This is a genomic window from Stenotrophomonas sp. YJH_SMC_37 (genome assembly GCF_059370035.1).
In genome coordinates, this window is the sequence record NZ_JCAFTG010000001.1 from 47,896 (window position 1) to 64,470 (window position 16,575).

A 16,575-nucleotide genomic window follows, 5' to 3' on the forward strand; every position below is an offset into this window, starting at 1 on the left:
CCATGCTCGGCTGCTTTGGCTTTCTGTAGAGCCGAGCCACGCTCGGCTGCTTTGGCTTTCTGTAGAGCCGAGCCACGCTCGGCTGCTTTGGCTTTCTGTAGAGCCGAGCCACGCTCGGCTGCTTTGGCTTTCTGTAGAGCCGAGCTGTGCTCGACTGCCGTGAAGCAGCCGAGCATAGGTTCGGCTCTACAACACGATGCGGCTCAGCTGGCCAGAACGCCCTGCCTGCGCATCCTCGGCGCCAGCGCCGCATGCATCACCGCCAGGTGCATCACCACCGAAAGTTCCGGAGCGTGGCGATCATCACCGGCGCGCCACTGCTGCGCCAGCCGCGCGGCGTCGACGGGCAGCAGGGCCAGCAACTGGGCGTCGTCCAGCGCATCGGCGGAAGCCTGCAACTGTCGCGCAACTTGCCGCGACTCCCACACATGCACGCCAATGCTGAGGCTGGCCAGCGACATCAAGGTCAGGGCCAGGCCATGTTCGAACCACTGTGACAGTACATCCGGGCCCCACAGCAGCGCGGCGAGCACCGCCAGCGCCGGCAGCCGCCAGCCCAGCCAATGCAAGCGCCCACGCTGCGGCCAGTGCACCACCACCGCACTGGAGACCAGCGCGGCTGCCGCCGTCGCCGGCAGCTCGGTCGGCCAGGTGGCCGCCAGCAGCACCGCCAGCACCGCCCAGACCCAGCCGGGCGGCAACGCGCGCCGCTGGTAGTCGGCCCCGACGGGTCCAACCAGCTGTCGCAGGCTGCGTTGTTGGCTTGCCTCGGTCACCCACAGTCTCCCTGTCTGTCCTGGCTTGGATGGTCGTCGCCAGTGTGTCGCAAATTCGTGCCCATGACGTTACCAATCCGCTATGACGGAGGCTCTACAACTTGTTGTGGATTGCCACGGTGACTGTTCAGCTGTTTTGGCGTAGCATTGGCAGCGTTGGGCAGGCCCCGCTCGTGGCAACACGGCATTGGCCCTGTACATTGCAGCACTGTAGAAACCGGGGGTGCATTGGTTTCGACGGGGGTTGTGAAGTCGCCTGGCGCATGCCGAGGGGGTAGCTTTCCTCGTAAATCCAGCTGCAAAACTCTAGTTGCCAACGACGACAACTACGCTCTGGCCGCTTAAGGCCTAAGCCTCGAAACCGCTTGTGTCCATGCTCGCGGTGTAGAGTCACTATCATGGAATCGCGCTGGGCGGCTGCCTGTCAGCCCGGCACTAGAACACAACAGGCTGGTTCCCGGATGCGCTTTGCGCACCGTGCTGTTCGGGGACGAGATCCAACGGTGAGCTAAGCATGTAGTGCTGGGGATGGAGTGCCTTCGGACGGCGGTTCAATTCCGCCCACCTCCACCATCTGTATGGCCTGTCGAGGCCGCAAGAAGCCGGATCTCCCGTCAACCGGGGTTCCGGCTTTTTTGTGCCTGCACGTCGCGGAGGATGAGTGGCGCATAATCGGGATGACACCTCCAACAGCCCCTCACCCCGCGATCGCCAGAAGGATCTGCCATGAAAGCCCCCCTCGCGATGTCCCTGCTCCTCACCGCCCTGGCCGCAGCCCCAGCCACGCACGCCTCCACACCCACCATCGCGCCGCCAGGCACCGCAACGTTGGAAGCCCTGCTGTCCTGCAGACCTGGCTCCAACTTCAGCGAGGCCGAAGCCATCGATGCGCTGCAGGCAGCCGGCCTGGCCAAGAAGCCGGGCGGTACATTCGAACCGGAGGACAAGCCGGTCGCGCTGTTTGGCGGCACGGTCACCAGTGCCGATGTGAACGTGGCCGAAGGCGAGAGGAGCCTCTTCGTGTACTTGAACGGTGTCGATGCCAAGCGCCTGGCCAAGGCCTGGTCGGTGACCGAAGTCAACGAGCACGCCAATACCGAAGAACCGTCGTACGCGAAGCGCATCGACAAGCGCCATACCCTGCACGTGATCGGGGGCGACGATTACGAGGGCTATTCGGCCGCAGTGAAATGCCAGATCAGCCGCTGATGGCGTAGCCAACGCTACAGCCAGCGCGGCACGCGACGACGGTACTGCGCGTACGCCGCGGGAAAGCGCGCCATCAGTGCCCGCTCCTCCGGCAGGATCTGCAACCGCATGATGTACGCCAGGAACAGCGGGACCACGATCAGCGCGATCGGATGCTGCAGGTACACCATGGCTCCCAGCAGAACCAGCGCCTGGCCCAGATACATCGGATTCCGTGTGCGGCGGTAGACCCCGCTGGTAACCAGCACGCTCGAGGCCGAAGGTCGCAGAGGATTGACGGTGGTGCCTGCTCGCCGGAAGGAGACCTTGGGCAGCAGGTTGAGCACCACACCGAGCGCCATCGTCAGACCCGCCAGTAGCGCCGGCACCGGTGCCCGAAAGGCAGAACCCGGCCACAGCCTGCACGCTGCATAGCCGACAGCTGCACACAGCAGCATCACCACGGGCGGGGGAACACGTGTTTCCAGCCAGGTCATCACGATCACCAAGCACGTTCCACCACAGTGTCACACGGGAATGCCCGGATCGCACGGCGGACGCATCGGCCAGGCCCAATCCGGCCAGTGGATTCCACTTTGACAGACCGACCGCTAGAGTGGCGCCTCCGCGCAGGAGGATCGCATGGCTACCACGGGCTTGGGCTTGATCGGCCGCACGACCCTCATCATCACCGCGCTGCTCAGCCTGGGAGGTTGCGCGACGCTGCGGCAGTTCGGGCCTTCGGTGCAGGTCGCCTCGGTCACGCCCGGCCAGTACATCGCGCTCAAGCGCGGTGACATCCTCACCTCCGGCAAGCTCAGTGCGGCGACCACGGAGACGCTGCGCGTGGCCGGCCTTGATGAAGGTGTCTGCGCCAAGACCGGCCTGCCCTGCATCGAAGCGATGGAAGCCAGCATCGTCGTGCGCGAGGAGAACAAGCGCTCCAGCCTGGCCGAGCTGTGGCTGCAGTATGCGATGACCCTGCCGGCGCCGAAGCGCGAGTACTCCGCCTCGGGTCGCGCCAAGACCGCAATCAACGAGTTGGATGCCGACTTCCAGCCGCGCCTGGACGCATGGATGCAGGTCGCGCGCCAGGCCTACGCCTACCTGTTCTTCACCGAGCGCACCGCCAACCAGCGCGGCTTCGAAGACCGCCAGACCCAGGTGCGCGACTATTACAACCTGGCCGTGCAGGAGGCGTCGGTGCAGCTGTACGACGCCTACGCCACCGGGCGCGTGCACAACGATGCCAACCATCTCCAGCTGGGCCGCTGGACGTTCGTGCTGGCCCCTCCAGGGGAAGCATCGGCGTTGGACGAGCGTACACCGACCGAACTGGTACCCGCCGCCTCGCTGTCGTTCACCGGCACGCTGCGCAGCGTGCGCCGCCGCGATGGCTTCGGTGCCGAACTGGTGGCCGTGATGGATGACCCGGCCGCAACCACGCCCAGCACTACGCCGGCAGCGGTGCAGGCAAGCCCTTCCGCCACGCAGAGCTGGAGCGAGATGCCTTCGCCATCGATGACGGTGCTGCTGCGCTTCTCGGGAAAGAACCTGTGGGAAGTGCTGCACGATGACGAGCCGGAGCTGGAGATTCACGATCCCTACCAGGTTTCGGAAGTAACCCTGCACGGCCAGCACGTGCCATTGGCGGCCAACTTCACCGCCGGCTATGCGTTGTGGCTGGCCCGTTCCAATTTCAGCCGGCAGTCGCTGCGCTCGCTGTTCGGGGGCAAGGGCGGCATCGACACGCCGCATCTGTACATGATGCAGCCCTACGATCCCAACCGTCGCGTACTGCTGATGATCCATGGCCTGGCCAGCAGTCCGGAAGCCTGGGTCAACGTGGCCAACGAACTGCTGCGCGACGACGAGATCCGCCAGGACTTCCAGGTCTGGCAGTTCTACTACCCCACCAACATGCCCATCGCGATGAGCCACGATGCGATGCGCCACACGCTGGATGAGGTGTTCAAGCATTTCGACCCCAGCGGCAAGGCGCAGGCTTCGCATGACATGGTCCTGGTCGGGCACAGCATGGGTGGGGTGATCGCGCGGTTGATGGTTTCCTCTTCCGGCGATCATCTGGTCGATACCCTGCTGGCAACCGCGCAGATGACGCCGGCACAGCGTGAACTGCTGCGCACCAAGGGCGCACCGGTGCTGACCTTCCTGCCGGAACCGGCAGTGTCGCGGGTGGTGTTCATCGCCACGCCACACCGCGGCACCGATGTGGCGGGCACCCGCCTGGGCCGCTGGATCGGTCGCCTGGTGCGGTTGCCGCTGACCGTGCTGGAAGACGTTGCCACCATCGCCAACGACGGCCAGATCGACCGCTCCGACGGCAAGCACGGCTACCAGATGAACAGCATCCAGAATCTGGACAAGGACGATCCCTTCGTCCGCGCCGTGGCAGACCTGCCGATGTCGCCGAAGGTGCACTACCACTCGATCATCGCGCGGGCAAAGGCCGATGGTCCACTAGGAAAGACCAGCGACGGGCTGGTGCCCTACTGGAGCTCGCACCTGCCGCATGCGGACTCGGAGAAGGTGATCGTCTCCGGGCACAGCGTGCAGGAAGCCACGCCGGCCATCGTCGAACTGCGGCGGATCCTGCATGAGGACATGCAGCAACACGGAAACCAGGCCAATTAGCCGTGGGCAGCTGAGGGAAATCCCTCATCGCGCGTGCGCACCCACCCTCCTATGCTGGCCTCACATTTCCCGCAGGAGATCTGCATGAACACGCAAGAGCCCAGCCGCCAGCCCAGTCCCGACCCGGCCGAGCGCGATGCCTTCTTCCCGTCGCCCTACTCGCTGTCACAGTTCACATCGCCCAAGAGCAACCTTTCCGGTGCCGACTACCCGGATGCGCGCCGCGATGGCCGCTGGAAAGTGCTGATGATCGCTGCCGACGAACGCTATCTGCCAACTGCCAATGGCCACCTGTTCTCCACCGGCAACCATCCGGTGGAGACCCTGCTGCCGATGTACCACCTCGACAAGGCCGGCTTCGGCATCGATGTAGCCACGCTGTCGGGCAACCCCGCCAAGTTCGAATGGTGGGCATTTCCGAACGAGGACAAGGAAATCGGCGGGCTGTACGAGCGTTATGCCTCGTGCTTCCGCCAGCCGCTGCCACTGGACGAGGTGGTTGCCGGGCTCGATGCGGATTCGGACTATGCTGCAGTGTTCATCCCCGGTGGCCATGGCGCCCTGATAGGACTGCCGCAGAGCCGCGCGGTGAAGTCCGTCCTGCATTGGGCGATGTCCCAGCAACGCCACATCATCACCCTTTGCCACGGTCCGGCCGCACTGCTGGCTGCGGGCGTGGACGAGGCCGATGGCGGTTCGCTGTTCCGCGGCTACCGCATCTGCGCCTTCCCCGATGCGATGGACCGGCAGACGCCGGAGATCGGCTACATGCCTGGACAGTTGCCGTGGTTCTTCGGTGAGCGCCTGGCACAGCGGGGCGTGCAGATCGTCAATGACGGCATCGATGGCAGCGTGCTGCAGGACCGCCTGCTGCTGACCGGCGACAGCCCGTTGGCTGGCAATGCGCTGGGCAAACTGGCTGCACGCGCCCTGCTCGACGCCTTGGCCGGGCGCTGAGCCGGATGACCGAGCTGGTGCAGGCGCTGCTGGAGCTGGAACGCGCCAATTCGCTGAGCGCGGTGGGTGCAGTCCTGCGAGGCATCGCGGCACCGCTCGGCTTCGACCGCGTGCTGGTGTTTGCCACCGGCACCGGGCTGGAGCGGGGTACGCAACGCGTGTACTGGATCGAGGGCGGCTGGTTCGGCGATGGCAGCGATACCGACCTTGCGCGCTACCTCCACGCCTGCCCCGTCAATCGCCACGTGCTGGACAGCAACGCGCCGTTCTTCTGGAGCAAGCGCCTGGGCGTTCGCGGCGAGCGCTACCAGGTGGTGAAGCAGCCTCGCGGCGAAGGCCTGCATGGGCTGCAGGTGCCGGTGTTCGGCATCACCGGCCTGGAAGGCGCGGTCAGCGTTGCCGGTACGTCAATCGACGCGTCGGCCAACGCGCGCCTGCGGCTGGAAGCTGCTGCAACCGCAGCATTCCGGGCCGCGCGCCGTCTGGCCGAATCACCTGCCGAGCGTTCGGGAAGCGCACTGAGCAACCGCGAGCGCGAAGTGCTGCGCTGGGTCGCCGCCGGGCGCCGGCAAGCTGAGATCGCGGCCACGCTTGGGCTTTCCACGCGCACGGTGGAGAACCACCTGCGCCACGCGCGGCAACGGCTGGGTGTGGCGACCACCGCGCAGGCAGTGCGTGCCGCCAGCCGTCGCGGCGAGATCGAAGACTGATCGCGGCGAGGCACTTCCGGAGCTCTGGTTCGCGTGTTACACACGCCATGCGCATGTGCGCGATTGCAGAAAGCAAGGATGATGCTTATGAAACTGCAACTGGCCGCGATGGCCGCATTGATGTTGGCATTGGGTAGTGGGATACCGGCGACTGGCCACGCGGCCGGGTCCCCCGGATCGACGACCGATTGCGTGCCCGTAAGACTTGGGCCCAACCTCGTGCATCAGCGCTGCACCGTCACCCGCACTCTGGCAGACGGCACCGTTTTCACGTCGGTGTACTGGATAGACGAGAACGGTCAGTGGTACCTCCCGGCAGACTGATCTGCATCGGACACCGACTACGGCTACAAGGAGTGTGATCAATGACGCTGCACAATCGAATGACCGCTTTTTCTTTCGCTGCAGTAGTTGCACTTGCGGCCCTGGTGCCCTCGCCGCCGGCGAATGCAGCCGAAGAGGTCGGCCTGCAGGAGGAGTGCGTGCCCTTCCGCATCAGCGGCAACGTGTTCCACCAGCGTTGCACGCTGTACGTGGTCCATGACGACGGCACCCGCGTGGCCAGCGACCACTACAACCGCGACGAGAACGGGATGATCTACGACCCCTGATCGGGCAAGGGGCATCTGCCGGGCGGAGCGTCCAGCGCCCGCCCGGCGTCTCCAAGTCGCCCGTCCCGGCATACCACTGCCCCCGCCTTCCATGGCATGCTCCATGAAACCGTTTTCATGGGATGGAGGGATTCCACGATGTTGTCGCGTTTCCGTCGCCCGGCGCTGAGTGCGCTGCTGGCGCTTGCTCTGCCTGCCGTTGCCTGGGCCGTCACGCCGGCGCCGTTGAAGGTGATGTCATTCAACGTCCGTACCCCGGCTGACACCGAGCCGGGCAAGCGCTGGCCCGACCGCCGTGATGCGATGGTCAAGGTGATCCTCGACGCGCACCCGGCAGTGATCGGCACCCAGGAACTGGTGAAGGAACAGGCCGACTACCTGTCAGGGCACCTGCCCGGCTACCGCTGGTTCGGTGAAGGCCGCCGCGGTGGCAGCGGCGATGAGCACATGGGCGTGTTCTACGACAGCAAGGTGCTGGCCATCGAGGAATCCGGCAACTTCTGGCTTTCGGATACGCCGGACGTCCCTGGCAGCATCAGCTGGGGCAACCTGTACCCGCGTATGGTCACCTGGGCCCTGTTCCGCCGCCTGGACGATGGCCGTCGCTTCTACTTCCTCAATACCCACCTGCCCTACCGCGACGAGGACGAACCGCGCCGGGTGAAGGGTGCCGAGCTCATCGGCAAGCGCCTGCAGGCCATGCCGGACGACCTGCCGGTGGTGTTGACCGGTGACTTCAACAGCGAGCCCGGCGGTGACACCTACAGGGCGTTCACCCGCCTGCTGCAGGACACCCGTACCCAGGTGAAAACACCGCAGGGTCCGCGCCCGACCTTCCACGACTTCACCGGCAAGGCCACCGTGCAGCTGGACTGGGTGCTGGTGCGTGGCTTCCGTGCGCGCAGCTTCCTTACCGATGATCGTCGCATCGACGGCGTGCTGCCGTCGGATCATTTCCCGCTGGTGGTCGAGCTGGACTGGCCGAAGCCCTGAATTCCCGCGGCAGCCGTGGCTACGGCGGCGGCAGCCGCGACAACAGCCGGTACAACGCCTGGTGCTGGTTGCGCGCCTGGCAGATGCGGGCGCCGACGGCAAGGAACACGGCGACACCGATCAGCCCGAGCCCCAGCATCGGATCGGGCAGTCGCAGGAAACCGATCGCAGCGGCCATCGTCGCCAGCACCAGCAGCACAACGACCGCCACCGAAAGGCCCGCACCGGGTGGCCCCGGGTCGCCAAACAGCATGCGCTGGGTATCCCGCCTGTCATCGCTCATCATGTGTACTCCCTGGAATCTGCCCCACTAGTTACACGGCGGACACGGCTTCCGGCAGAGTCAGAAACGTCACGACTGTGACAACGTCCACAGCAGACGCCGCGCTACCCTGCCCCTGTTCCCGAACTGTGGAGAAAGGCATGGCACACCAGAGTCGCCTGGCCGGTTTCATCATCGATTGCGAGGGCATTCCCGCCGACGAAGGCGCCCGCTTCTGGGCCGCCGCGCTTGGCCTGCAGGCGCAGCCCGCCCGTGCCGAAGACGCCGCCGAGTACGCCGACCTGCTCGGTGCTCCGGCGGGCCTGGACGTTGAAGTCCAGCGCGTCGATCACCCGTCACGGGTGCATCTGGACATCGAGAGCGACGACATCGATGCCGAAGCCGACCGCCTGGAGAAGCTCGGCGCGCGACGGATAGGCTTCGTCAAGCGCTGGTGGGTGATGGAAGCACCAACCGGCCATCGCTTCTGCATCGTGCGCATGCGCGAGCGTGAGGTACCGGCCAACCACTGGCCCTGAAAGAACAAGGGGACGGAAGTCCCTGCTTCCGTCCCCTGCGGTTACTGCGCCTGCGCCACGCTTGGCGGCTGCGGTGATTGACCCCAACCACCCAGCGCCTTGTACACACCCACCACGCTGACGTTGACGTCGGCCTCGGCCGCCGCCAGCGCATCATCGGCTGCCAGCTGGGTCCGCTGCGCGTCCAGCAGGGTCAGGAAGTCCTCCGATCCCTCGCGATAGCGGATCTGCGCCAGCGATTCGGCACGCCGAGCCGCCTGCGCCTGCTCCACCACGATTGCCAACCGTGCCTGCTGCTTGGAATAGCGGGTCAGCGCGTTCTCGGTGTCCTCCAGGGCGAGCAGTACCGCCTGTTCGTACTGCGCGGCCACGCCTTCGGCTTCAGCCTTGCTGGCACGCAGGCGCGCACGCACGGTGCCGAAGTCGAACGCGGCCCAGCTCAGCGAGGGCGTCAGCGACCAGGCCTTGTTGCTGCCATTGACCAGGCCACTGGCATCGCCGCCGAGGAAGCCGACGAAGCCTGACAGCGACAACCGCGGGAACAGGTCCGCTGTGGCCACGCCCACGCGTGCGGTCGCGGCAGCCAGGCGACGCTCGGCCATACGCACGTCTGCACGCTGGCGCAGCAGTTCGCGGGTATCACCCAGCGGCAAGGCCTTGGCGAACGCCGGGACTTCCTGCGGCGCCAGCATCGCCGTCAGCACTTCCGGGCGCTGGCCCAGCAGCACGGCCAGCCGGTTGCGCGACTGCGTCTCGGCTACTTCCAGCAGCGGGATATCGGCCTCGATCGCCTTCAGGCGGGCGCGGCTGCTCTGCACGTCCAGTTCGCTGCCGGCCCCAAGTTCCCAGCGTGCTTCGGTCAGCTTCTGCGTATCGCGCAGGTTCTCCAACGTGTGCTGGGCCACTGCGATGCGCTTCTGGGTGCCACGCAGTTCGAAGTAGTTGCGCGCCACTTCAGCGGCAACCAGCACCTGCGCGTCGGCCAGGTTGGCCTGCTCGGCGTCCAGGTCAGCGCGCGCGGCTTCTGCAGCACGGCGCTTGCGGCCGAACAGATCCAGTTCCCAGCCGGCGTCGAAGCCGAGCTGGTAGCTTTCACTGAACACCCGCTGCCCACCCAGCTGCGGATCGGGTTGCTTGCGGCGGTCGTAACTGCCGCCTGCGGTGATGTGCGGGGCCTGGTCGAAACGGCTTTCGACGAACACAGCACGGGCCTGGCTGACGCGGGCCACGGCCACGCGCAGGTCCAGGTTGTCCGACAGTGCTCCGTGCACCAGCTCTTCCAGCACCGGATCGTCGAACTGCGCCCACCAGCTGGCCACCGGCGAGACGGAACTGAAGACCGGCTGCTGCGCGCTCTTCAGCACCACCGGCTCCTGTACCGGGGCCTTGTAGTTCGGGCCGACGCTGACACAGCCTGCCAGCACCAGGCTGGAGACGGCCATCGCCAACGTGCGGATCACCATGGCAGCACCTCGCCCAGGTAGGTGAAGCTGCCGCTGGCACCGGACTCACCGATCAGCGCCATTTCCACGCTGGAACGCGCGCCTTCGCTGATTTCGATCTCGCCATTGCCGCCGTTCATGTCGGTCTTTACGTAACCCGGATGCACGGTATTGACCTTGATCGGCGTGTTGCGCAGCTCATAGGCCAGGCTCAGGGTCCAGCTGTTCACTGCGGCCTTGGACGCGTTATAGGCCGGGATCTTGAAATCGTAGATGCCCGAGGTCGGGTCGGCATGCAGGGTCTGCGAACCGAGCATGCTGGACACATTGACGATGCGCCCGGACTTGGCCTGCCTGATCAGCGGCAGGAAGGCCTGGGTGACTGCCACCAGCGCATAGACGTTGGTGTCGAAGGTGCGCTTCCAGGTCTCGAGCGATTGCTCCGACGGCGCCTGCGCGGGATTCTCGATCATGATGCCGGCATTGTTGACCAGGATGTCGAGGCGGCCATGGCGCTGGCGCACCTGCTCGACTGCCTCGGCGATGCTGGCCGCGTCGGTCACGTCCAGCTGCAGGGCTTCCACCGGCAGGCCCTCGGCCTGCAGCTTCAGGGCCAGCTCCACCGCCGTTTCGCGCTTGCGACCGGCCAGCAGCGTGTGCACGCCCGCCTGGGCCAGCTGGCGCACGGTTTCCAGGCCGATGCCACGGGTAGCGCCAGTGACCAGCGCGATCTTGTTCTGATGGGTGTTCATGGATTCATGCCTCGTGAGGGAAAAGCCGCCGCCGGCCGGTAGCCGGCGGCGGCGGGGTTCCATGTCAGTGATGGATGGTCGGTTCGCCATGCTGCACCAGCTGGCCGCCACCGTTGCGGGTAACCAGCTTGCGCAGTGCCACGTAGAACACCGGGGTGAGGAACAGGCCGAACAGGGTCACGCCCAGCATGCCGGCGAACACGGTGATACCGGTCACCGAGCGCACCTCGGCGCCTGCGCCGTGCGACAGCACCAGCGGCACGGTGCCGGCGATGAACGCGATGGAGGTCATCACGATCGGGCGCAGACGCAGGCGGCAGGCTTCCAGCGCGGCTTCAACGATGCCCTTGCCGCCCATCTCCAGCTCTCTGGCGAATTCGACGATCAGGATTGCGTTCTTGCACGCCAGGCCCATCAGCACCACCAGGCCGACCTGCACGAACACGTTGTTGTCACCACCAGTCAGCCACACGCCGAACAGCGCCGACAGCAGGGTCATGGGCACGATCAGGATCACCGCCAGCGGCAGCGACCAGCTCTCGTACAGCGCGGCCAGCACCAGGAAGGCCAGCATGATCGCCACCGGGAACACGATGAAGGCGGCCTTGCCCTGGGTTGCCTGCTGGTAGCTCAGGTCGGTCCATTCGGTGGTCATGCCGACCGGTAGTACCTTGCCGGCGATCTCGGTCAGCTTGGTCATCGCCTCGGCCGAGGACAGCAGGCGCGGGTCGGCCTCGCCGGCCAGGTCCGCTGCCGGGTAGCCATTGAAGCGCAGCACCGGATCCGGGCCGAAGGTCTGCTTGATGGTGACCATCGAACCGATCGGCACCATCTCGCCACGATCGTTGCGGGTGCGCAGCTTGCCGATGTCCTCGACCGTCTCGCGGAACGGACCGTCGGCCTGGGCGATCACCTGCCAGGTACGGCCGAACTGGTTGAAGTCGTTGACGTAGGCCGAACCCAGGTAGGTCTGCAACGTGTCGAACAACTCAGTGAGCTGCACGCCCTGTGCCTTGGCCTTGACGCGGTCCACCTCGGCATCCAGCTGCGGCACATTGGCCTGGTAGCTGGAAATCGGGAAGGCCATGCCCGGGGTCTGCGCAACGGTGCCCTGCATCGCCTGCACGGCATTCTGCAGTGCGCCGTAGCCCAGGTTGCCGCGGTCCTCGATGAACATCTGGTAGCCGTTGCCGTTACCCAGGCCGAGGATCGGCGGCGGCATCATCGCGAACGCGAAGCCCTCCTGCAGGCCAGCGATCTTCTGGTTGATCTCGGCGTTGATCTGCGCGGCAGTGCGGCCATGGCGCTCGGCGAACGGCTTGAGCGGAATGAACGCCACACCGGTGTTGGGCGTGTTGGTGAACTGCAGTGCATTCAAACCCGGGAACGAGATGGTGTGGGCCACGCCATCGGTTTCCTGGGCGATCTTGGCCACCTTGCGCAGCATTTCATCGGTGCGTGCGATCGACGAACCTTCCGGCAGCTTCACGCCCGCAATCAGGTACAGCTTGTCCTGGGTCGGGATGAAGCCCGGCGGCACCAGCTTGAAGATCACGCCGGTACCGACCAGCAGGATCGCGTAGACCACGAACACCGCACCACGACGGCCGAGGATGCGGGCCACGCCACGTTCGTACTTCTCCGAGCTGGACTTGAAGAAGCGGTTGAACGGACGGAACACCCAGCCGAACAGGCGGTCGATCAGGCGGCTCGGGCCGTCCTTCGGCGCACCATGGGCCTTCAGCAGGCGCGCGGCCAGGGCCGGCGACAGGGTCAGCGAGTTGATCGCCGAGATCACCGTGGAGATCGCGATGGTGACGGCGAACTGCTTGTAGAACTGGCCGGTGACACCGGACAGGAACGCCATCGGCACGAACACGGCGCACAGCACCAGCGCGATCGCCACGATCGGGCCGGACACTTCGCGCATGGCCTGGTGTGCCGCCGCAGTGGGCGACAGGCCTTCCTCGATGTTGCGCTCGACGTTCTCCACCACCACGATCGCATCATCGACCACGATGCCGATCGCCAGCACCAGGCCGAACAGGCTCAGCGTGTTGATCGAGAAGCCCAGCAGGTACAGCGCGGCAAAGGTACCCACCACCGACACCGGCACCGCGATCAACGGAATGATCGACGCACGCCAGGTCTGCAGGAACAGGATCACCACCAGCACCACCAGGGCGATCGCTTCCAGCAGCGTGGAGACCACGGCCTTGATCGAGTCGCGCACGAAGATGGTGGTGTCATACACCGCTTCGTACTTCACATCGGCAGGCATGGTCTTCTGCATCTCGTCCATCGTCGAGATGACCTGGTCGCGGATTTCCAGCGCGTTGGCACCCGGCGACTGGAAGATGCCGATACCCACCGCGTTCTTGCCGTCCAGCTGCGAGCGCAGGGTGTAGTCGCCCGCGCCCAGTTCCAGGCGGGCCACGTCGGACAGGCGCACGATCTCGCCATCCGTGCCGCTCTTGAGCACGATGTCACCGAATTCCTTTTCGGTCTTCAGCCGGCCCTGGGCATTGATGAGGGTCAGGAACTTGCTGTCCGGCAGCGGTTCGGCGCCGAGCTGGCCGGCCGACACCTGCACGTTCTGCTCGCGCATGGCGCGCACCACGTCGCTGGCGGTCAGGCCGCGCGAAGCCACCTTGTCCGGGTCCAGCCAGGCACGCATGGCGTAGTCGCCGCCACCGAAGATCTGCGCGTCACCCACGCCCGGAATACGCGCCAGCGCATCCTTGACGTGCAGGCGCGCGTAGTTGCGCAGGTACAGAGTGTCGTACTTGCCTTGCGGCGAGGTCAGGTGCACCACCATCAGGAAGGTGGGCGACTGCTTCTGCGTGGTCACGCCCTGCCGGCGCACGTCCTCGGGCAGGCGTGCCTGTGCCTGCGCCACGCGGTTCTGCACCTTCACCGCCGCCGCGTCCGGGTCGGTGCCCGGGCGGAAGGTGACGGTCATCTGCAGCACGCCGTCCGAGCCGGCAACCGACTTCAGGTACATCATGCCTTCGACGCCGTTGATCGCCTCTTCGAGCGGGGTAGCAACGGTCTCGGCAATGACCTTGGGGTTGGCGCCCGGATAGACCGTGCGCACGACCACCGACGGCGGCACCACTTCGGGGTACTCGCTGATCGGCAGGATTGGAATCGTGATCAGGCCTGCGGCGAAGATCACGATCGACAGCACCGCCGCGAAGATCGGCCTGTCGATGAAGAAGCGGGAAAAGTCCATGGAGGAATTCCTGGGAAAGGCATTCGGCGGGCAACAGCCGCCCCGCCCCTCGCCAATATGACGAAGGCAGGGAAGGCTGCCGCTGGCGCCGGCAGCTAAGCGGGGACGCGGATCAGGAGCGGGCGGATCAGTGGTTCAGCGCAGCGGTGGCATCGCGGCCCGGTGCGGGCTTTGCGGCCGGTGGCTGCATGGCCACCGCCTTGGCCTGCACCGGCATGCCCGGCATGAAGACCTTCTGCACACCGTCGATGATGACCTTGTCACCTGCGGCCAGGCCATGCTCGACAATGCGCAGGCCGTCGGCGGTACGGCCGAGCTGGATGTCGCGGCGCTGGGCCTTGCCATCCTTGTCGACCACATAGACGTACTTGCGGTCCTGGTCGGTCAGCACGGCCTTGTCGTCGATCAGCAGGGCCTGGAACTGGCCGCTGCCAAGCAGCTGCACGCGGGCGAACAGGCCCGGTGTGAACTGGCGGTCGGCGTTGTCCAGCAGCGCACGGACGCGGATGGTGCCGGTGCTGCGCGCCACCTGGTTGTCGAGGAAATCGACCTTGCCCGAGTGCGGATAGCCCTCTTCCCCCGACAGGCCGACCTTCACCGGCAGCTCGCTGTCCCGCTCGCTCGGGCGCTCGCCCTTGCGCGCCATCTGGGCGTAGCGCAGGAAAGTGCTCTCGTCGGCATCGAAGTAGACGAACACCGTGTCCAGCGAGACCAGCGTGGTCAGCACGCTGGCGCTGTCGCCAGCAGTGACCAGGTTGCCGGCGGTGACCATCGCGCGGCCGGCACGGCCGTCAATCGGCGCGCGCACCTTGGTGAATTCCAGGTTGAGCCGGGCTGCATCCAGGGCCGCCTGCGCGGCCTGCACGGCAGCCCCCGCCTGGTCGGCAGCCGCGCGACGCTGCTCGGCGGTCTCGGTGGAGATCGCCTGCTGCTCGGACAGCCGCTTGGCACGCTCTGACTCGCTGCGGGCCAGGCTGGCCTGGGTGCGGGCACGGGCCAGCTCGGCGGCTGCGCGGTCGTACTCGGCCTGGTAGCTGCGGGCGTCGATGGTGAAGAGCACATCGCCCTTCTTCACTTCCTGGCCTTCGACGTAGTTGACCTTGTCGATGTAGCCGGACACGCGCGGGCGCAGTTCAACGCTCTGTACCGCTTCGACGCGGCCGCTGAACTCGTCCCACTGGCTGACCTGCTTGACCAGCACCGGCGCGGCGCTGACCTGCGGCGGCGGCGGTGCACCGGCCTCTTCGGCATGGCCGCCGCTGCAGGCCGCCAGCACGGCCGCGGCGAGGATCGACACGCCAACCATCGCAATGCGATGGCCGAAACGATGTGGGGTGGTATTGGGGGAAGTCATGGCATGCATCCGTACGGAGGGGTGGTACAGCAATATGGGAACGTGTTGCAAAAAACGGCGGCGCATACTGCGACCTCAACCTTGGTCGAGGTCAAGCGACGCCTGCGGTATCGCGCCACAAAGGGGGAACTTCCAGGTGCAGCAGGCCGCGTGGCAGTTCGGCATCGCTGCTGTCGCAGCGGACGATGGCGCGGTTGTCCCGGCAACCATCGAGCAGCGAGACCACGCGGCGGCCGACCAGCAGCGAGCTGGGCCACTCGATGCAGGCGTTGGCCGCGTTGGCCGGGGTACACACCGGGCTGCAGACTTCCAGCATCTGCGCGCGCACGCCCAGCGCCTGCGCTTCCTGATGCACCACCTGCGCGTACATGCGCAGCGCGGCGGTAGTGATCGAGGTCTCGCCGTAGCCCGCCCAAGGCTTGGCGCTGGCCGGGCTGCCGATCATCACATAGCGCCGCGCATGCACGTTGTCCTGCAACAACGGCAGCAGGTGGCGCACCGCATGCACATGCGGCATCAGGTCGGCCTGCATGGCCCCGAGCAGCTCCTCGCCGTTGCGGTCGATCACCCGGCCGCGACGGTAGGGCCCGCCCATGGCCGCGATCACCGCGGCCAATGGACGCGGGCGCTGCCCGATGCGTTCGGCCAGGGCGCGTGCCGAGCCGTCATCGCTGAGTGAACCCAGCAGCGTCTCCAGGCCCGGCTCATCGGCGAACTGCTCATGCAGCGCAGCCAGCCGGCCCGGATCGCGACCGACCACCAGCACCGGACTGCCGGCTTCCAGCAAGGCGCCGACCACGCCCTGGCCCACGGCACCGGTACCACCGAGGACCAGAACTTCGGGCGTCAGTATCCCATTCACGGGACATTTCCTCCCAAATCCGGGATAGTCCCGATCCGGCGCAGCCGGTCACCCTTGTGGGGGGCCAAGCGGATGGCGCCGCCACGCTGCTGACGCATGGGCGCGGTAAACTCACGAAAGTCCTTGTGTACCAAGGAACTCGGACGGGCTTCGACGGTCATCGCCAGGTCCAGGGTGCTCTGGCCGGCGTTCCGGAGTCGGGCAAGAATGTTGCGCAGGCTCATGGCGGACGGGCTCCA

The 16,575-nt window shown here is 66.1% G+C and carries 17 protein-coding genes and 1 other RNA gene; 9 read left to right on the forward strand and 9 right to left on the reverse strand.

The features are described from left to right. Window positions 1-203: 203 nt before the first annotated feature. The gene (locus AC5P8J_RS00220; RefSeq protein ID WP_495216573.1) at window positions 204-776 is read right to left on the reverse strand and encodes a hypothetical protein; all 573 of its coding nucleotides are present in this window, start codon (window positions 774-776) and stop codon (window positions 204-206) included. A 219-nt stretch (window positions 777-995) separates the two neighbouring features. On the opposite strand from AC5P8J_RS00220, the gene ssrA reads away from it, so the two are divergent. Together ssrA and AC5P8J_RS00230 are read left to right on the forward strand one after the other, a co-directional pair. Next, window positions 996-1,349: a transfer-messenger RNA gene (ssrA, locus tag AC5P8J_RS00225) on the forward strand. Between the two features lie 153 nt (window positions 1,350-1,502). Continuing rightward, window positions 1,503-1,985: a hypothetical protein gene (locus tag AC5P8J_RS00230; protein WP_134730627.1), complete on the forward strand. Its 483-nt coding sequence runs from the start codon at window positions 1,503-1,505 to the stop codon at window positions 1,983-1,985. A gap of 14 nt (window positions 1,986-1,999) precedes the next feature. On the opposite strand, the gene AC5P8J_RS00235 is transcribed toward AC5P8J_RS00230, so the two are convergent. After that, a complete protein-coding gene (locus tag AC5P8J_RS00235) occupies window positions 2,000-2,461 on the reverse strand; it encodes a methyltransferase family protein (protein ID WP_495216591.1) in 462 nt (153 codons plus the stop codon). A gap of 145 nt (window positions 2,462-2,606) precedes the next feature. Between AC5P8J_RS00235 and AC5P8J_RS00240 the strand changes: the two genes are divergently transcribed. From AC5P8J_RS00240 to AC5P8J_RS00265, 6 genes are all read left to right on the forward strand, one after another. After that, entirely contained in the window at window positions 2,607-4,619 is a 2,013-nt protein-coding gene (locus AC5P8J_RS00240; protein WP_495216574.1) for an esterase/lipase family protein, read from the forward strand. Between the two features lie 84 nt (window positions 4,620-4,703). Further along, window positions 4,704-5,576, forward strand: coding sequence for a glyoxalase III HchA (hchA, locus tag AC5P8J_RS00245; protein ID WP_111099302.1), 873 nt, complete (start codon window positions 4,704-4,706; stop codon window positions 5,574-5,576). Window positions 5,577-5,581: 5 nt separating this feature from the next. After that, window positions 5,582-6,286, forward strand: a complete 705-nt coding sequence (locus tag AC5P8J_RS00250; protein ID WP_483017204.1) for a PA1136 family autoinducer-binding transcriptional regulator — start codon at window positions 5,582-5,584, stop codon at window positions 6,284-6,286. 87 nt (window positions 6,287-6,373) lie between these two features. Further along, window positions 6,374-6,610: a hypothetical protein gene (locus tag AC5P8J_RS00255; RefSeq protein ID WP_021203968.1), complete on the forward strand. Its 237-nt coding sequence runs from the start codon at window positions 6,374-6,376 to the stop codon at window positions 6,608-6,610. 59 nt (window positions 6,611-6,669) lie between these two features. Further along, window positions 6,670-6,897 carry a hypothetical protein gene (locus tag AC5P8J_RS00260; RefSeq protein ID WP_227200225.1) on the forward strand — a complete coding sequence of 76 codons (228 nt, stop codon included), beginning with the start codon at window positions 6,670-6,672 and terminating at the stop codon, window positions 6,895-6,897. 138 nt (window positions 6,898-7,035) lie between these two features. Then, window positions 7,036-7,890: an endonuclease/exonuclease/phosphatase family protein gene (locus tag AC5P8J_RS00265; protein WP_043399271.1), complete on the forward strand. Its 855-nt coding sequence runs from the start codon at window positions 7,036-7,038 to the stop codon at window positions 7,888-7,890. A gap of 19 nt (window positions 7,891-7,909) precedes the next feature. Here the strand turns inward: AC5P8J_RS00265 and AC5P8J_RS00270 are convergent, their stop codons facing one another. Next, window positions 7,910-8,173, reverse strand: coding sequence for a hypothetical protein (locus tag AC5P8J_RS00270; protein ID WP_134735423.1), 264 nt, complete (start codon window positions 8,171-8,173; stop codon window positions 7,910-7,912). 140 nt (window positions 8,174-8,313) lie between these two features. Here AC5P8J_RS00270 and AC5P8J_RS00275 point away from each other — a divergent pair, with 140 nt between their 5' ends. After that, window positions 8,314-8,691, forward strand: a complete 378-nt coding sequence (locus AC5P8J_RS00275; protein WP_111104702.1) for a VOC family protein — start codon at window positions 8,314-8,316, stop codon at window positions 8,689-8,691. Window positions 8,692-8,732: 41 nt separating this feature from the next. Here AC5P8J_RS00275 and AC5P8J_RS00280 read toward each other — a convergent pair whose 3' ends face one another. The 6 genes from AC5P8J_RS00280 to AC5P8J_RS00305 all read right to left on the reverse strand — a co-directional run bounded on the left by AC5P8J_RS00280 (window position 8,733) and on the right by AC5P8J_RS00305 (window position 16,560). Continuing rightward, window positions 8,733-10,154 (reverse strand): efflux transporter outer membrane subunit, encoded by a 1,422-nt coding sequence (locus AC5P8J_RS00280; RefSeq protein ID WP_019661226.1) that lies wholly within the window; start codon window positions 10,152-10,154, stop codon window positions 8,733-8,735. After that, window positions 10,148-10,885, reverse strand: a complete 738-nt coding sequence (locus AC5P8J_RS00285; protein WP_021203972.1) for an SDR family oxidoreductase — start codon at window positions 10,883-10,885, stop codon at window positions 10,148-10,150. Before AC5P8J_RS00285 ends, AC5P8J_RS00280 begins: the two co-directional genes overlap by 7 nt. 64 nt (window positions 10,886-10,949) lie before the next feature. Beyond that, window positions 10,950-14,120, reverse strand: coding sequence for an efflux RND transporter permease subunit (locus AC5P8J_RS00290; RefSeq protein ID WP_099494590.1), 3,171 nt, complete (start codon window positions 14,118-14,120; stop codon window positions 10,950-10,952). Window positions 14,121-14,247: 127 nt separating this feature from the next. Beyond that, window positions 14,248-15,474, reverse strand: a complete 1,227-nt coding sequence (locus tag AC5P8J_RS00295) for an efflux RND transporter periplasmic adaptor subunit (RefSeq protein WP_019661223.1) — start codon at window positions 15,472-15,474, stop codon at window positions 14,248-14,250. A gap of 91 nt (window positions 15,475-15,565) precedes the next feature. Beyond that, window positions 15,566-16,336: an SDR family NAD(P)-dependent oxidoreductase gene (locus AC5P8J_RS00300; RefSeq protein WP_019661222.1), complete on the reverse strand. Its 771-nt coding sequence runs from the start codon at window positions 16,334-16,336 to the stop codon at window positions 15,566-15,568. Further along, complete coding sequence (locus tag AC5P8J_RS00305) at window positions 16,333-16,560, reverse strand: hypothetical protein (RefSeq protein ID WP_019661221.1); 228 nt, start codon at window positions 16,558-16,560, stop codon at window positions 16,333-16,335. The genes AC5P8J_RS00300 and AC5P8J_RS00305 overlap by 4 nt, the downstream gene beginning before the upstream one ends. Window positions 16,561-16,575: the final 15 nt, after the last annotated feature.

What these genes read in the sequence shown, in the direction of transcription:
- AC5P8J_RS00230 (WP_134730627.1), top strand. Translation starts at nt 1,503, where the DNA reads ATGAAAGCCCCCCTCGCGATGTCCCTGCTCCTCACCGCCCTGGCCGCA.
- AC5P8J_RS00235 (WP_495216591.1), bottom strand. Translation starts at nt 2,461, where the DNA reads ATGACCTGGCTGGAAACACGTGTTCCCCCGCCCGTGGTGATGCTGCTG.
- AC5P8J_RS00240 (WP_495216574.1), top strand. Translation starts at nt 2,607, where the DNA reads ATGGCTACCACGGGCTTGGGCTTGATCGGCCGCACGACCCTCATCATC.
- hchA (WP_111099302.1), top strand. Translation starts at nt 4,704, where the DNA reads ATGAACACGCAAGAGCCCAGCCGCCAGCCCAGTCCCGACCCGGCCGAG.
- AC5P8J_RS00250 (WP_483017204.1), top strand. Translation starts at nt 5,582, where the DNA reads ATGACCGAGCTGGTGCAGGCGCTGCTGGAGCTGGAACGCGCCAATTCG.
- AC5P8J_RS00255 (WP_021203968.1), top strand. Translation starts at nt 6,374, where the DNA reads ATGAAACTGCAACTGGCCGCGATGGCCGCATTGATGTTGGCATTGGGT.
- AC5P8J_RS00260 (WP_227200225.1), top strand. Translation starts at nt 6,670, where the DNA reads ATGACCGCTTTTTCTTTCGCTGCAGTAGTTGCACTTGCGGCCCTGGTG.
- AC5P8J_RS00265 (WP_043399271.1), top strand. Translation starts at nt 7,036, where the DNA reads ATGTTGTCGCGTTTCCGTCGCCCGGCGCTGAGTGCGCTGCTGGCGCTT.
- AC5P8J_RS00270 (WP_134735423.1), bottom strand. Translation starts at nt 8,173, where the DNA reads ATGAGCGATGACAGGCGGGATACCCAGCGCATGCTGTTTGGCGACCCG.
- AC5P8J_RS00275 (WP_111104702.1), top strand. Translation starts at nt 8,314, where the DNA reads ATGGCACACCAGAGTCGCCTGGCCGGTTTCATCATCGATTGCGAGGGC.
- AC5P8J_RS00280 (WP_019661226.1), bottom strand. Translation starts at nt 10,154, where the DNA reads ATGGTGATCCGCACGTTGGCGATGGCCGTCTCCAGCCTGGTGCTGGCA.
- AC5P8J_RS00285 (WP_021203972.1), bottom strand. Translation starts at nt 10,885, where the DNA reads ATGAACACCCATCAGAACAAGATCGCGCTGGTCACTGGCGCTACCCGT.
- AC5P8J_RS00290 (WP_099494590.1), bottom strand. Translation starts at nt 14,120, where the DNA reads ATGGACTTTTCCCGCTTCTTCATCGACAGGCCGATCTTCGCGGCGGTG.
- AC5P8J_RS00295 (WP_019661223.1), bottom strand. Translation starts at nt 15,474, where the DNA reads ATGACTTCCCCCAATACCACCCCACATCGTTTCGGCCATCGCATTGCG.
- AC5P8J_RS00305 (WP_019661221.1), bottom strand. Translation starts at nt 16,560, where the DNA reads ATGAGCCTGCGCAACATTCTTGCCCGACTCCGGAACGCCGGCCAGAGC.